Origin of the sequence: Frankia sp. Allo2, assembly GCF_000733325.1 — a bacterium.
GTDB classification, from domain to species: domain Bacteria; phylum Actinomycetota; class Actinomycetes; order Frankiales; family Frankiaceae; genus Frankia; species Frankia casuarinae.
In genome coordinates, this window is the sequence record NZ_JPHT01000037.1 from 15,492 (window position 1) to 30,314 (window position 14,823).

The window sequence follows — 14,823 nt, forward strand, 5'->3', positions numbered from 1 at the left end:
ATAGTCGACATCCTGTTAGTACTGGTAACAGCACCGTGATGCCTCTGGACCCGCCGCCGCGAGCCGACTGGAATGGGTCGCGGGCCGGGACGCGGAAACTGTTCGCGGCAGTGGAAGCCGCGACGGTGGAAACCAGGTACGACGGTGGAAACCAGGTACGACGGTGGAAACCAGGTACGACGGTGGAAACCGCACAGACATCGGTACCGCCGTGCCGGACCGGAGCTGGTCCGCAACCGGTCTGGGACTTGGCTGCGACCGCCCGGAGCCGGCCCAGAACCATGCCCAGGGGAGACGATGACCAGTACAACGGAATTCGATGCGGCTTTGGCGCCGGCGCGAGACGTGATCGCTGCACAGCGTTCCGAGCCCGACACGTCGGTCGGATACGTCCAGGGCATCCTCAGCCACGACATCTCCACGGAACTCGGTCGGCTGCAACTGCTGGAATCACAGGTGGACCCGGCCACGCACGCCGTTCTCGAGGCGCGGGGAATCGCAGACGGAGGGCGGTTCCTGGAAATCGGTGCCGGTGCGGGTTCGGTCGCCTACTGGCTGGCCGACCGGTTCCCCGGCGGGGAGGTGACCGCGGTCGACGTGAGCACGAGTTTCCTCGACGACACCGGCCGGTCGAACCTGCGGATCGTCCAAGCGGACGTGCGCACCCACGACTTCGAGCCGGGCTCCTTCGACCTCATCCATGCCCGCACCGTCCTCATGCACATCCCCGAACGTGAGGAGGTGCTGCGGCGGCTAGTCTCCTGGCTGGCCCCGGGCGGCTGGCTGGTCACTGAGGATCTCGTGCTGTCCCCGGTTGACTCGTCACCGCACGACGAATTCCGGCACGCCTTCGAGGCGATCGGCCAGGCAATGGCGTCGTCGATCGGGTCGGACCTGTGGTGGGGGCGAACGCTGCCGGCGCCGCTGACCCGAGCGGGCCTGGTCGACGCCGGTCTGCACGCCACGTACTACCCGGTTGGCGGCTCCAACGAGATCGGGCGCCTGTGGCGTGCGACGTTCAGCCAGTCCGCCGACTACCTTGTCGCCAGCGGCCTGCTCACCCGCGCCGATCTCGACTCGGCCCTGGCCCTGCTCGCCGATCCCGACTTCCTCGACCTCGGGCCCAGCATCATCGCGGCCTGGGGCCGGCGCCCCCCGGCCTGAGCTTACGGGCGCGGGAACTCCCGCCCTTCCGTCTCCGTCCTTCGTCCTCCGTCTCCGTCCTTCGTCCTTCGTCCTTCGTCCTTCGTCCTTCGTCCTCCGTCTCCGCGACGACCATCTGACCGAACACCGTCGACCACCCGTGAGGTACTCCCGTGACCACTCCGCGCTTCGGTGTCACCCTTCCTCTGCCCGGCATCCCGCTGCGGGACCATCGACGCATCGTCACGGGACTCGCTGACGCTGGCTACAGCGACGTGTGGACGGCCGAAGGCGGCGGCATCGACGCGTTCACCCCGCTCGCGGTCGCCGCCGCCTGGGATCCCCGGGTGCGCCTGGCGAGCGCGATCGTGCCCGTCCACACCCGCGGCCCGGCGGTGCTCGCCCAGACCGCGGCGACCCTGGCCGATCTGACGTTCGGCGGGCTTGTCCTTGGCATCGGTTCGTCGGTGCCCGCCCACGTGACCGACCTCAACGGCATCCCGTTCGACGAGCCCTTCCGCCGGACCCGGGACACGCTTCGTTTCCTCACCCGGGCGCTGCGCGGCGAGGTGGTCTCCGGCGCCTTCGACACGTTCGCGATCCGCGGCTTCGCCATACCGAATCCTCCGATCGAGACGCCGAAGGTCATCCTGGGAGCGCTGCGGCCCGGCATGCTCAAGCTCGGCTTCACCGAGGGGGATGGTGCCGTCACCAATCTGTTGTCCCCCGAAGATCTGATCAAGGTCCGCGCCGTCGTCGGACCGCAGCCAGCGGGCAAGGAGCTGGTGGTGAAGGTCTTCGTGAGCCCGAACGCCGATCCGGACGTCGCCCGCCGCGACAGCCGGCCGTTCCTCACCTGGATCCTCAACCAGACCCCCTACCATGCCTTCCACGAATGGCTCGGCAACGGCGAACGGCTCGCCGAGTCCCACGAGCGCTGGACCGCCGGGGACCAGCGTGGTGCCGCCCGGGCACTACCCGATGAGGTCATTGACGCCCTGTTCATCCACGGCACGCCCGAGCAGTGCCGCGACCAGATCGCCGCATATGTGCAGCCCGGGGTTACCGCGATCCAGCTCTACGTCCGCCTGACTCCGTCCTTCCTGCTCGGCTCGTGGGACACCGCCGGATCAGCTGGATCGGCCGGCGGGGGAGAGCAGGACCTGGCCGACCGGGTCCTCGGCCTGCTGAGCACGCTGCGCCCCCGCATCCCAACGCCGGCTGGCGTCGGCTGATCGATCTCGCCGGACGAACCGTGCCGGTTCCCCGACCACGGGCCGCGCCGCTACCTGACCACGGCCACCGGGCAGTGCGCGTGCAGGACGCACTGGTGGCTCACCGAACCGAGAAGCAGTTCGGCGAAGCCGCCGTGCCCGCGGCTGCCGACCACGAGCAGCTGCGCGTCAGCCGAGGCCCGCAGCAGCGCATGGGCGGGGCCATCGGCGACGGTCTCCTTCATAACGGGGATGGGTAGCCCGCCGGCGTGCTCGGTGACGATCGTGGAGACGGCCTGGTCGAGGGTCTGCTGGGCCTGCTCCGCCAGCACCGATCCGATATCGGCGTAGCTCCCCGGGTAGATCGGGATGTCCAGGTGCCAGGCATGCACGACGTGCAGGGCGCTCTTGCGGAGCATCGCCGCCTCGACGGCCCACCGTAGTGCCGTGAGCGAGAGGGCCGAGCCGTCCACGCCGACGACCACCGGCCGGTCGTCGACGCCGGCGGCCGGGGCGACCGGCCGTACCACGACGACCGGCAGGGAGGCATAGTGCACCACACCCTGGCTCACCGAGCCGCTCACCAGCCGGTGCAGGGCCCCGTGACCGCGCTCGCCGACGACGATCATCCGCGCGCCGACCGCGGCCCGCAGCAGCTCCGGGACGGGACTGCCCTCCTCGACCCGCCGGATGATCCGCACTGTCGGATCGCTGACCCGGGCGGCGGTCAGCGCGGTGTCCAGAACCCGCGTGGCGGCGTGCGCCAGACCCTCGCGGTCGGCGTTCGCCGCGGTCTCGAAGACCGGCCGCGGTTCGCCCATGACGTCCCATACCAGTACCGCGATCACCGGGACCAGGCGCCGGGCGGCCTCGTCACAGGCCCACCGGATCGCGGCGACGGACGCGGGTGAACCGTCGACCCCGACGACGATCCCACCGGCGGCGGACTCCGCGTCCGCCACCTCGACGGCCTGCCCGGCGGGGTTGCGGGCGTCCGCCGGCCCGGCGGGGCGCGCGTACCCCGCGCTGTTCGGCTGTGCCGCGCTGTTCGGCTGTGCCGCGCTGTCCGGCTGTGCCGTGGTGTCCGACATCGCCATCNCCCTCTCGCCGTGGTGTCCCCCGCCACCGCCATGGTTCCGCCTGAAGGTGACCCCCGCGACGTGACGCGCGGGGTGAGCCGGTGGGGCCTGCGGCCGGGTCATGACCCTGCCGGATGGCCCGCGGCCTGAGGTCGCAGAGGTGGTTGCTCGATGGAGCGCCGGGTGGTGTGCCGGCCGTCAGCGGCCGATGGTGCGGTGCAGAAACGCCAGAACGACGCCCATCCGTTCCCGGGTCGGGAAGGCACCGCCGTGGCCGGCGCCCGGCACGATCGTCACGTCCACTGCCGGCGCTCCGGCGGTGCGCAGCGCGTGGGCGAGTTCCAGCGACTGCTGGTGGGGGACCGTGCAGTCCGCGTCCCCGTGCTCGATCAGGAACGGCGGCAGCGGCCCGCGGCTCAGGTAGTTCAGGGGGCTCGCCACCCGTACCAGCTGGGGCACGGCTGTCACGGTGCGGCCGAGGAAGCGCGACTCCGGCGAGTGGGGCCGGTCGTGCTGGGCGTCGGCCACGGTGCACCGCTCGTTCGTGCGCAGCTGGGCGTCCATCGAGGCGAAGTTCACCGGGCCGTAGAAGTCGACAACGGCCTGGACGTCGCTGGACACCCCGGGGTTGCCGAGATCCGGGTCGTCGAACATCGCCACGCCGCTCGTCGTGCCCAGCATCACCGCGAGGTAGGCCCCGGCCGACGCGCCGGTCGCGGCGATGCGGGAGGGGTCCAGGCCATAGGTGCCCGCGTGGGCCCGCAGCCAGCGGACGGACGCCTTCACGTCCTGGACCGCGGCCGGGAACTTCGCCTCCCCGGACAGCCGGTAGTTCAGGCTGGCGACGGCGTATCCGGCGTGGACGAGTGCCCGGACCACCGGCAGGTCGTCCCGCTTGTCGCCGAGCATGAACGCGCCACCGTGGATCGTGAGCACCACCGGCAGGACCGTCCCGGGGACCACCCGGGCCCCCTCGGCACCCGCCGTCGGGGCCGGCGGGGAGGGGCGGTAGAGATCCAGCCGCTGTGCCGGCGAGACCGGCGCGTAGGGCACGTCGCGCAGGACCCACAGGCCGTCGGACTCCTCGGGCGTGCCGGCCTGCGCGAGTGTGCTGTTCGGGCCACCCGGGCCCGACGCTGTCGGCGACGAGGGGCGAGGGGTGGAGCCGTGCCGGGAGCACGCCGCCAGGCCCAGGCCGAGTGCGAGCATGCCGCCGGTGGCGGCAGCGGCGAGGAATCGGTGCTGGGCGGAGCGGATGATGACAATCTCCCTTCCGGAGGGCCGTCCGCGGGACGGGGATCGGCGGGACGGGGNTCGGCCGGGNAGGGGNCAGCGGGGNCGGNACTCTCGCCTCCGCCAGTCATCATGCCCTGCCGCTCTGACCGTTCCGAACGTCCGATCGCATGATGAATCCCTTGATCTTGGCGTTCACTGACATTCCAGACGGACGGCCCCGGGCGTTGTCCGTTCGGGACACCCGGATCACGGCCGGAGCCGGAGCCTGCGGCCGGAGCCTGCGGCCGGGGCCGGGGCCGGGGCCGACGCGGTGCGGGTGCGGGTACGGGTGTTGGTGACGGGTAGTGGATGTGACCAGCACCACACGGTGTGGGGAGCTGGTATTTTCAGTACAGTACGGTACTGTTTCTCTGGTCCAGGTAATGTTCATTACGCCTTCTCCTCGGCGTCGCGGCCATGCGCGTCGACTCCGGAGAAGCGTCCGAGACGGAAGGGCGAAAACCGATTTCCCCGCCGAGTGGCGCCGGGCGTGGCCGGCCCCGGGACGACGCCCGGGAACGGGCGATCCTGGACGCCGCGCTGGAACTGCTCGTCGAGGTCGGGTATGAGCGGATGAGCATGGTCGCCGTCGCGGCCCGGGCCCGAGCCAGCAAGGCGACGATCTACCGCCGATGGTCGTGCAAGGACGAGATGGTCGTGGAGGCCCTGCGCCGGCATGGTCCCGGCGACCGCGTTCCGGCTGACACCGGGTGCCTGCGGGACGACCTGGCCGCCGAGGTGCACCTCATGATCGACACGATTACCGGTCCCGACGGTGCGCTGCTCATCGGCGTGCTCCGGGCCGCGAGCGAGTCCCCGCGGCTGGCCGCGGTCGTGCAGGCCAACATCCTGCAGAACAAAGCGAAGATCGGCCGTTGCATGTTCGCTCGGGCCTCGCAACGGGGGGAGATCTCTGTGTCGGCCGATTTCGACGTGATTATGGAGATCGTCATGGCGATGATTTTCTGTCGCCTGCTCGTCACCGGCGAGCCGCTCGACGATGCGTTCGTCGATCATATGGTGGACGACGTGCTCATGCCGTTGCTGGCTGGCCGGCCCGGAACGACACTCCGGCCCGAAACACCCCCGTCCGGGGTCAACTCGAACGCCTGAGCTATTCTCTGCTCGAACTCCTGTTCGATGTCCCTGCCACTGCCACTGCCACTGCCACTGTCCCTGTCCCTGCCACTGCCGCGTCACCGACGCCGCCACGGACCGCCCGGTCCCGGGGGCGCCGTCCATCGGCACCATCCCCATCGGCACCATCCCCATCGGCACCATCCCCATCGGCACCATCCCCACCGCACCGGGTCGCCTCGCCCGAACTCGTGGCGTTCGTTCGTCCCCGTTTCAGGTCCGACCGGCTAGGAGCTTCCCTGTGACCACAACCCTCGACCACCAGGCGGAGGACCGTCCGGTGGACGCGGCTGACGGCTCGCCCGATCCACGGCGCTGGCTCGCGCTCTGGATCATCGCTGTCGCGCAGCTCATGGTCGTCCTCGACGCCGCGATCATGAACATCGCGATCCCGCACGCGCAGGCCGATCTCGACATCTCCACCGCGAACCGGCAGTGGATCATCNCCGCGTACACCGTGGCCTTCGGCGGTCTGCTGCTGCTCGGCGGGCGCGTCGCCGACTACCTGGGGCGCAAGCGGGCCTTCAGCTGGGGACTCCTCGGTTTCGCGCTGGCCTCGGCGCTGGGCGGCCTGGCCCCGAACGCCGGGCTGCTGTTCGCAGCGCGGGCGCTGCAGGGCGCGTTCGCGGCCCTGCTCGCGCCGGCCGCGCTGTCGCTGATCACCGTCGCCNTCACCGAAAGCCACGAGCGGGCCAAGGCGTTCGGCGTGTACGGAGCGATCTCCGGCGGTGGCGCCGCGATCGGTCTCATCGTCGGCGGCCTGCTCACCGAGTACGCCTCCTGGCGGTGGTGCCTGCTGGTGAACGTGCCGATCGCGATCATCACCGCGGTACTCGCGCTGCCGGTGGTGCGCGAGAGCCGGGCGGAGGGCGAGGCCCGCTACGACCTGCCCGGCGCGGTGACGGTGACCGCGGGCCTGGTGGCCCTGGTCTACGGCTTCACCGTGGCCGCCGAGGATGGCTGGGGCGACGCCCGCACCATCGGGCTGCTGGTTGGTGCGGCTGTGCTGCTCGTGGCCTTCGTCGTCGTCGAGTCCCGCACCAGCGCGCCGCTGCTGCCGCTGCGGGTGCCGTGGGAGCGCAACCGCGGCGGCTCGTTCCTGGCCTCGCTGCTGACCGGGGCCGGCCTGTTCGCGATGTTCCTGTTCCTGACGTACTACTTCCAGCAGACGCTCGGCTACAGCGCCCTGAAGACCGGCTTCGCGTTCCTGCCGTTCAGCGGCGGGATCATCGTCTCCGCGGGGCTTGCCAGCCAGTTCCTGCCGCGCGTCGGACCCCGGGTGCTGGCCGGCACCGGCACGACGCTCGCGGCGGTCGGGATGGCGCTGCTCCTCGGGGTTGGGACGGATTCGAGCTACGTCGTGCACATCCTGCCCTCCGAGCTGCTGATCAGCATCGGCATGGGCTTCTCGTTCGTGCCCCTGTCGAACCTCGCGCTGATCGGGGTCGCCCCGCACGACGCGGGGGTGGCCAGCGCGCTGGTCAACACGACCCAGCAGATCGGCGGGGCGCTGGGAACCGCGTTGCTCAACACCGTCTACGCGACGGCCGTCACCAACTACCTGGCCGATCACGGGCGGGGNGGGAAGGCGCTTCTCGACCAGGCGCAGATCGAGGGCTACACCACGGCGTTCCTGTGGGGCGCCATCCTCATCGCGCTCGCGGCGGTGGTGATCGTCGTGCTCATCCGGGCCGGGCGGGAGTCGACTACCAACGTCGAGGTCGTCCCCGCGCACGCCGGCTGAGACCCGGGCCGGGCCGGCGTGAGCGACCGGCCCGGCCCGCGCCCGGCTGGCCGGCCGCCGCTTCGGTCAGTCCGCGAGGGTGACCTCGGCGGCTTCAGTCCCCGGCGTGGTCTGCCTCGCCGCGGTCTTGACGGTGACCATTCCGGCCTTTATCAGCCGCTGCAGCAGCACCCGCTGACCGGGGGCGAGCCGCGAGCCGAGCTCGCCGTAGACGACCGGACCGCGGCTGAGTATCTCCCACAGCTGCGGTGCGCCGTCGTGACTGTCCACCCCGCGCACCGAAAACCCCGTCGCGCCTGAGCCGGAATCGACGAGTGCGTCGGAATCGAACTCGAAACGGTGGCACGGTACTGGGGAGGCGGTCGGAGAAGGCACGCCGAGGCCGCCGTTCGCCTCGGCCGCCACCGGATCGGTCCAGTACTCGGCGACGGCGGCCCGTACCGCGGCGGGCGTGTCCAGTTCGAGGTCGGCCGGTGGGAGCACCGCTTTGAAGCCGGGGACATCCAGCGCCACGCCGGCCCGCATCCGGACTCCGGGAGCGGCGACCAGCACGGCGTCCGGTTCCGGCTCCGTCAGCATCACGTGCGCGCGAGCCTGCTGGTACGGACCGTCGATCGCCAGGTCGGACATTCGGCCGGTGCCGCGCGTCATGATCAGGAGCAGGTCGGGGGTGAACGCCGTGTTGAGCAGCGCGTCGAAGGACCGATCGGGCATGTCCAGATGCGGACTCGAATTGCGCCGGTGCCAGTATGCGCTGCCCGGGTTGTCCGCGCCGATCATGTGATACCACTGATCAATCGAGAGCGCGAACACCTCGGCCATTCCGTGCCACTCGTGGTCGTAGTCCTGCCACAGATCTCTCACCAGACCCGGGGAGAGTTCGGCGNGCAGCGTGGTGCGCAGCAGCAGCGCCGCCGAGGCCGCCTGGTTGGCCGCGAACGCGACCCCGGACGAGAAGAGGGGGTCCACGAAGTAGGAGGCATCGCCGATCAGGATCCAGTGCCGGTCGAGGTCGGCGAAGCGCTCATTGACCCGGGAGTAGTTGGTGACCGTCATCATCTGGTCGGAGATCGGCGTCACCTCGGCCACCAGGTCGGCCAGCCGCGGCACGCCGCGGACGGTGCGCAGAAAGACCTCGGAGTCCGTGAAGTCCTTCCCGGGTTCCTTCAGCACCTCCGGGCTCGTCACGATGCCGATCGAGNGCGTGAGCACCCGCTCCCCGTTCACGATCCTGGGGACGGGGATGTACCAGCACCAGCCGTCGGGAAACGCGAAGCAACCGATCGGCGAGAGGTTCTTCTCCCGGAAGATGTTCCAGTCGCCGTCGAGCCCCTGGGCCGGCAGGCCGCCCAGGTAGTGCTGCCAGATCGCGATGTTCCGGTAGCCGGACAACCATTCGCGAGGCTTTTTGGTGACCAGGCTCTGCTGGCGACCGGAGGCATCGACGAAGTACGCGCCGGACACGGCGGTGCCGTCGGCGAGCGTCACCTGACAGCCGTTGGCGGCCGCGGCGAAGTCGGTGACGGCCATCCCGGTGGTGACGTCGACTCCGAGGTCCCGGGCGTGTTCCAGCAGGATCTGGTCGAACTCTGAACGGTTGACGTGCAGTGCCCATCGGTGTACCCCGTCCACCGCCCAGTTCGCGTGGTNGAAGAACGCCCGGCTCGGACCCTGCCGCGCCCAGCTGTAGATACCGCCAAATTTCTTTACCCAGCAGTTGCTGGCCAGCACCTTCGCGAGCGCTCCGCTCTCTGCCAGCACCGGGATCAACGGGTGCGCGAACGACTCGCCGATGTGCTCGCGCGGGAACTCATCCTTCTCGAAGATCGCTACTTTCAGGTCCGACGTGCGGGCGAGCAGCGCGGCCAGTGTAGAGCCCGCCGGCCCGCCGCCGGCGATAATAACGTCGTAATGATCCCGCATGTCTTCTCCATTTCCTCGAATCTTTGCTCAGATCACATGAATGCGTTGGAGTCGCCGCGAGGAGGCCAGTGAGTAAGACCGTCGACCGTGTAGCAGCGCATGGTTGTCCGCGATCACGACATCGCCGGAACGCCATGCGTGCGCGTAGCTGACGGACGGGTCGTAGAGCCGGGCCGACAGATCGTCGAGAAAGTCCTCGCGATCATTCCGTGAGACGCCGTGGATGTCGAGGAACAGCGGATTGAGATATTCGGCTGGGTCGAGCGCCTCGGCAAAACGAAGAGTCGGCACACCCGTCACGGCATGGGGCACCACGAGGTCCTGCACGATGTGCCCGCCGTAGTGCTTGATCTTTTCGGTCTGGTAGTCGATCCGGACGCCGGCCCAGGTGTCACGCAGGTGCGCAGGCGCGGCGGAAATAATGCGGGCGGTGTCGCAGAAAGTCGTCTCCCCGCCGCTATCCGGGTCGGGAGCGCGTAGGCAGCGGAACACGATGAAGCGTGGCGTGAGCCGGGCGAACGCGCCGTCCCAGTGGAAGGGCACCGGACCCGTGGTGAACAGGTAGTTCTGTGGGTCCTCGTGCACCGTCAGGTCCAGCACCTCCCCGAAGTCCCAGGTCAGGATCTCGCCCATTCGCCGGCAGTAGGCGACGAGATCGGTGGTCGAAGGAGATTGGAAACCTCGTAGCACCAGCAGCTTCGAATCCGCGACGAACCGGGTCAACTCCTCGGGTGGCACGGCGGTCAGATCCGTGTCACTGGATGATTCGATCAACAGTCCGAACGGATGCAGCGAACGCCGCGGCGCCGAGCTGGCGTCGACCAGTGCCCCGGCACTCACGAGACGGTCTCCTTCACCCTCGAATCCGTCCGCATGAGATGCGGAGCGACGAAGTGACTCGGTCGTCCATTGCGCCAGACCACCGACGCGTTCAGCTTTTCGGCGGTGCTGCGCTTTATCAGCGTGACACTGTTGCCGTCGTCCATGGCGACGCCATGCCAGGGAGTGAGCCAGTTGTCCCTGGTTCTGATCATATGGATGCCGATTTTCTCGGAATGGCAGGGCTGGGGGTGGATCGACAGGCGGACGGCGGACGGGAACTGCTCGGCGACGAGTCGGCTCCAGGCGTTGCTGCGGCGGACGATCTGGTAGGCGAGATCCTTGCTGGCGAGCCGGAGTTGAGTGCGGCTGGTCTCCGGGCGCAGCACCAGCAGATCCTCGAACACGAAACGGTGGATGCCGTTGAACTGCGTCTTCGTGGCTGGGCTCGTGGCGATCTGTTGGCGCAGTTCNGCCACCGTTGCGGCATAGTTTTCCTCCAGTTTCCTACGCAGCTCGGTGAAGTCACCGGCGCCGAACGCGTCGTCCAGTGAGTAGAGATCGATATTGTGTGCTCTGATGTCGACCAGCAGCGCCTCCAGGTCGCTGCGGTAGGACGAGATGGCCTCGTCGGAGACACTGATCAGATCCCCGAACACGTGCCCGTCCGAGCAGACCGTGATCCTGGCTCCGGGCTCATAGAAATGGCCGATGTGCTCACACATCGAGCGCAGAAAGTCGAGCGCGATGCGCTCGGCGAGATCCGGCAGCGAGCCGAGGACCTTCTGCCTGTTGGGTGACTTGGCCGGGAAAGCGAGGATCACGAAGTGGATCGGCTCGTTCTGGTTGATCCAGTACTCGATCTTTGGGCGATGGATGTCGAAGCAGAGCTCGCAGGGCTGGGCCGAGCAGACCTCCGTCGGATCGGAGAGCCGCCGGAACTGAAACAGCAGATCGATGATCTCTGTTGCGGTTTCGTTGGGCATGGCTGATTAAGACTCCCTCTTAGAGTCTGTTTTAGAAGTACTCCGGTCCGGTATTCCAGCCTGACAAAGAGGGCTGTGACCGGTCGGCACGCCGAGTACCGGGATTCGATCCCATGGTGTAGCGCCGTTCGCGGTCAAGACAAGATTCAAAGCGGGTTCTTGGAAGTCTTGACCTGTGGTGAGGGCAGATAGGCGTTGCGTCAGCTCAGGTGAGCGATTCGCTAGCCAATTTTCTTTTCCAGCGGCAGGCCCAGATCGCGCCAGCCGGCCCGGGGGGAATCGGGCACCGGGCTTTCACCCATGCCGTACTGAAGACCTGCGACGGTGAAACCCAGCAGACCGAGCAGGGCGACGAGCTGACTGGCCGTATGGCCCACCCAGCATACGATGACGATTGTCTTGTCCCGAGGGAGAAGAGCGAGGTTGCTGTCGGACAGCACGTCCTTGAACCACATGTTCACGGCACCCGGTATATGGCCCGCCGCATACGCCTCGGGGGTGCGGTTGTCAAGGACGAAGTATGCGTCCGGATGGGACTCCAGGGCTTTGGCCAGCTCGGGGGAAGTCATGTAGTTGAAGCGCGGCGGCATGTCGTCGACGTAGCGTCGACAACTCTCGAGCAGCCGTTGGTCAAGCACTACCATCAGCCAATCCTTTCTTCCTGAACAACTGGACATCACCACTCTGGGCGATACGTAGCAATTTAGCAACAAGGACTCCGCTGTCTCCTATGCGACAGACTGGAGGGAGATATCAGCGGGCACTACCGGCGGGCCGGGNTCACCCCTGACCCCACCGAACACGACAACAACCCCGTCCCACGGGGNGGGNAANGGGGNCGCGGACCTGCTCCTCAAGGAGCGATTCATTGAGGAGCGCGGGTACTGACGGGCTGGCCAGAAAGAAATCACTGGCCAGCGCCACTGACGCCGGATGTGCTGCGGGAGGAGGAAACGGCACGGCCCAGCGGAGGAGGCCGCGAGCGGGACGAGGGGAGCGGAGGCCTGGCAGGAGCAGCCGCATGGCCGCGGCCGAGTTCGATCCGATGAGAAGGCGGGCGGAACCCGCGCGACGATCTTCGGAAGTCCCGTCTAAGGCGACCGTGTCACCTTGAGGGCATTATCGAGGCTGGTTCCGCGAGGGGGTTTTCCGACACGCTGGCCGGGGGGATATCAACCCGCGTCGAGAGGGCGATCAGGGAAAGCAGGAAGGCGCCGGCAGCCATGCCCGCCGCGACGACGAAGGACACCTGAAAGGCATCGACCGTGCCGCTGAGCATCGCGGTCGGATCTCCGGGATGAGCTGCGAGATGATCGGAGATGACGCGGGCCGACACCGTCGAGAGAATCGAGACGCCGAGGGCCGCGCCGATCTCCTGGGAGGTGCTCAGGAGTCCTGCCTCAACCCCGGAGTCGTCGCTGTTGGAGCCGCTGAAGGCGGCCACGTTGAGCGCGGTGAGGGAGGTCGCGAGACCGGCGCCGCACAGCACGAGCGCCGGCAGCAGCACCGCCGTGTACCTGGTGTCGGCGTCGCCCCGGGACAGGAGGGCCACGCCGACAGTGAGGAGGACAAGGCCGACGAGCAGCGCGGGCTTGGGACCGCGCGCGGAACGACTCGCTGTCGCCTGNGCGACGTTGGCCGCGAGCGCGGCCGCGGTTGCCATCGGCACGAATGTCAGCCCGGCCTTCATCGGGCTGTAGCCGAGTACCTGCTGCACATACAGGGCCACCAGGAGGAAAGCCGACCCGAAGCTGGCCCACACGAGCAGGGTCGCGCCGTTGGCGACGCTGAGACCACGCCGGCGGAAGAGGGCCAACGGCATGAGCGGGTCGTCGCTGCGGCTCTCGATCACGATGAAGGCGATCAGAAGAACGGCGGCTGATCCGAACAGAGCAAGGATCGCCGGGCTGGTGAAACCGCGCTGCTCCGCCTGTGTGATGGCCACGACCAGCGAGAACATCGACCCCGTCGCGGTGAGCGCGCCGGCGATGTCGAAGCCGTGGTGAGAACGGGTGTCACGGGTTTCCGGCATGATCCTTCCGACCACGGCGAGCAGGAGTAGACAGAAGGGAATTTTGATCGCGAACGCCCACCGCCATCCCGGCCCGTCGGTGAGGACCCCGCCCGCCAAGACGCCCACCCCGGCCGCCGCGCTGGACACCGCACCGAACACCCCGAGCGCCTTGTTTCTGCTCGGCCCTTGCGGGTAGATCGCGTTGATCGTCCCCAGCGCGGCCGGGGCGAGCATGGCCGCACCGAGCCCCTCCAGGGCCCGCCCAGCGAGCAGCACGCCGGTCACGTTGGCGAGCGTGCACACCACGGTGCCGACCGCGAAGACCCCCGTGCCTAGCCGGAACAGTCGCCGTCGGCCGAGTAGATCGCCAGCCCTGCCACCCAGCAGGAGCAGGCTGCCCAGGGCTATCCCGTAGGCCGTGACCGTGTAGGGCTGGGTCTCGCGGCTCATCTGAAGATCGGCTGCCAGGCTGGGCAGCGCGACATTCACGCTGGACAGGCTGAACACGACCAGGAACTGGCCGAGGCACACGACCGGCAGCAGCAGTGGTGATGCCGCAGACTCCTTCGGCTGAGCGGACCTCGACATACGCGCCTCCACTCCCCCGAGACCGACTTCCATTTCGGAAGGGATCCTAGATGCTTCCGAAATGGAAGTCAACAGATACACTGGCCAGGTGCTTGACCAGCACGACGAGTCCGACTGCCCGGCCGCTCGCGCGCTCGGGCTGATCGGCGATCACTGGTCCCTGCTGATCATCCGAGAGGCGTTCGGCGGCGCTCGGCGCTACGACGACTTCCGAACCCGTCTGAAGATCTCCGATCACACCCTCACTCGGCGCCTCGACCGGCTCGTCGATCGAGGCATCCTGCAACGCAGGCTTTATCAGCCACGTCCACCTCGTTCGGAATACGAACTGACGTCGGCGGGCCGGGATCTCGCGCCGATCCTGATGGAACTCGGCCGATGGGGCTCCCGATGGACTACGGGAGCCGGCCCGGATCGATCGCTGCCCGCGAGCCTGCTCCGTGCCATGGACGAGTAACCCGGCCAGGAGCAGGAGCTTCCTGGAGCGGCTCCAGGTGTCAACGGCGGCGCGTCAGTGCGGCCGAAGGTCCAGGGCCGGCCCGGACGCCCGCGCGTGTCCCGTCGGACAAGGAGGCCGGTGGGGACCAGGCCGAGGCTCGTCGCGGCCAGTCTGATCATCCCCGGTATCCGCTGCCCGATCTCGACCGCGCCTTCACCGTACTGATCGACAGGCCGGCGGGATCCGCCAAAGCCTTGATCGAGATCTGTCGCGAAGAAGCATGACTGAAAACATGACTGCTATACGGACACATCATACGCCTATTATTGGCGTTTGGTGGCAAGTGATGGCAAACAAAGGATAAGCGCTAAATTAGGCATCAAGCTGTGCTAGAACCATCGCGGAGCGACGCCAGCCGAGGGGCGGGGCGTGNCCGTCGGCGCAGATGCACGGACGGCCACG

General features: G+C 68.2%; 12 protein-coding genes. 5 read left to right on the forward strand and 7 right to left on the reverse strand.

The genetic code is table 11. The features are described from left to right. Positions 1–297: 297 nt before the first annotated feature. Both ALLO2_RS19095 and ALLO2_RS19100 read left to right on the forward strand, forming a co-directional pair. On the forward strand, positions 298–1,164 hold the full coding sequence (locus ALLO2_RS19095; RefSeq protein ID WP_011437152.1) for a class I SAM-dependent methyltransferase: 867 nt from the start codon (positions 298–300) through the stop codon (positions 1,162–1,164). Between the two features lie 152 nt (positions 1,165–1,316). Next, the gene (locus ALLO2_RS19100) at positions 1,317–2,378 is read left to right on the forward strand and encodes an LLM class F420-dependent oxidoreductase (protein ID WP_011437151.1); all 1,062 of its coding nucleotides are present in this window, start codon (positions 1,317–1,319) and stop codon (positions 2,376–2,378) included. Between the two features lie 50 nt (positions 2,379–2,428). Here ALLO2_RS19100 and ALLO2_RS19105 read toward each other — a convergent pair whose 3' ends face one another. Together ALLO2_RS19105 and ALLO2_RS19110 are read right to left on the reverse strand one after the other, a co-directional pair. Continuing rightward, positions 2,429–3,448 (reverse strand): universal stress protein, encoded by a 1,020-nt coding sequence (locus ALLO2_RS19105; RefSeq protein WP_011437150.1) that lies wholly within the window; start codon positions 3,446–3,448, stop codon positions 2,429–2,431. Between the two features lie 186 nt (positions 3,449–3,634). Then, positions 3,635–4,645: an alpha/beta hydrolase gene (locus tag ALLO2_RS19110; protein WP_011437149.1), complete on the reverse strand. Its 1,011-nt coding sequence runs from the start codon at positions 4,643–4,645 to the stop codon at positions 3,635–3,637. 483 nt (positions 4,646–5,128) lie between these two features. On the opposite strand from ALLO2_RS19110, the gene ALLO2_RS19115 reads away from it, so the two are divergent. Then, on the forward strand, positions 5,129–5,824 hold the full coding sequence (locus ALLO2_RS19115) for a TetR/AcrR family transcriptional regulator (protein ID WP_011437148.1): 696 nt from the start codon (positions 5,129–5,131) through the stop codon (positions 5,822–5,824). Between the two features lie 265 nt (positions 5,825–6,089). Then, positions 6,090–7,592, forward strand: a complete 1,503-nt coding sequence (locus ALLO2_RS19120) for an MFS transporter (protein WP_035733951.1) — start codon at positions 6,090–6,092, stop codon at positions 7,590–7,592. A gap of 66 nt (positions 7,593–7,658) precedes the next feature. Here the strand turns inward: ALLO2_RS19120 and ALLO2_RS19125 are convergent, their stop codons facing one another. The 5 genes from ALLO2_RS19125 to ALLO2_RS19145 form a co-directional block, all read right to left on the reverse strand. Next, entirely contained in the window at positions 7,659–9,515 is a 1,857-nt protein-coding gene (locus ALLO2_RS19125; protein ID WP_051875424.1) for an NAD(P)/FAD-dependent oxidoreductase, read from the reverse strand. Positions 9,516–9,542: 27 nt separating this feature from the next. Then, entirely contained in the window at positions 9,543–10,355 is an 813-nt protein-coding gene (locus ALLO2_RS19130; RefSeq protein ID WP_011437145.1) for a TauD/TfdA family dioxygenase, read from the reverse strand. After that, positions 10,352–11,320: an L-tyrosine/L-tryptophan isonitrile synthase family protein gene (locus ALLO2_RS19135; protein WP_011437144.1), complete on the reverse strand. Its 969-nt coding sequence runs from the start codon at positions 11,318–11,320 to the stop codon at positions 10,352–10,354. Before ALLO2_RS19135 ends, ALLO2_RS19130 begins: the two co-directional genes overlap by 4 nt. Positions 11,321–11,541: 221 nt before the next feature. Further along, positions 11,542–11,964 (reverse strand): rhodanese-like domain-containing protein, encoded by a 423-nt coding sequence (locus ALLO2_RS19140; RefSeq protein WP_011437143.1) that lies wholly within the window; start codon positions 11,962–11,964, stop codon positions 11,542–11,544. 461 nt (positions 11,965–12,425) lie between these two features. Continuing rightward, on the reverse strand, positions 12,426–13,922 hold the full coding sequence (locus ALLO2_RS19145; protein WP_011437142.1) for an MFS transporter: 1,497 nt from the start codon (positions 13,920–13,922) through the stop codon (positions 12,426–12,428). 88 nt (positions 13,923–14,010) lie between these two features. On the opposite strand from ALLO2_RS19145, the gene ALLO2_RS19150 reads away from it, so the two are divergent. Continuing rightward, positions 14,011–14,379: a helix-turn-helix domain-containing protein gene (locus ALLO2_RS19150; RefSeq protein WP_157858561.1), complete on the forward strand. Its 369-nt coding sequence runs from the start codon at positions 14,011–14,013 to the stop codon at positions 14,377–14,379. Positions 14,380–14,823 lie beyond the last annotated feature (444 nt).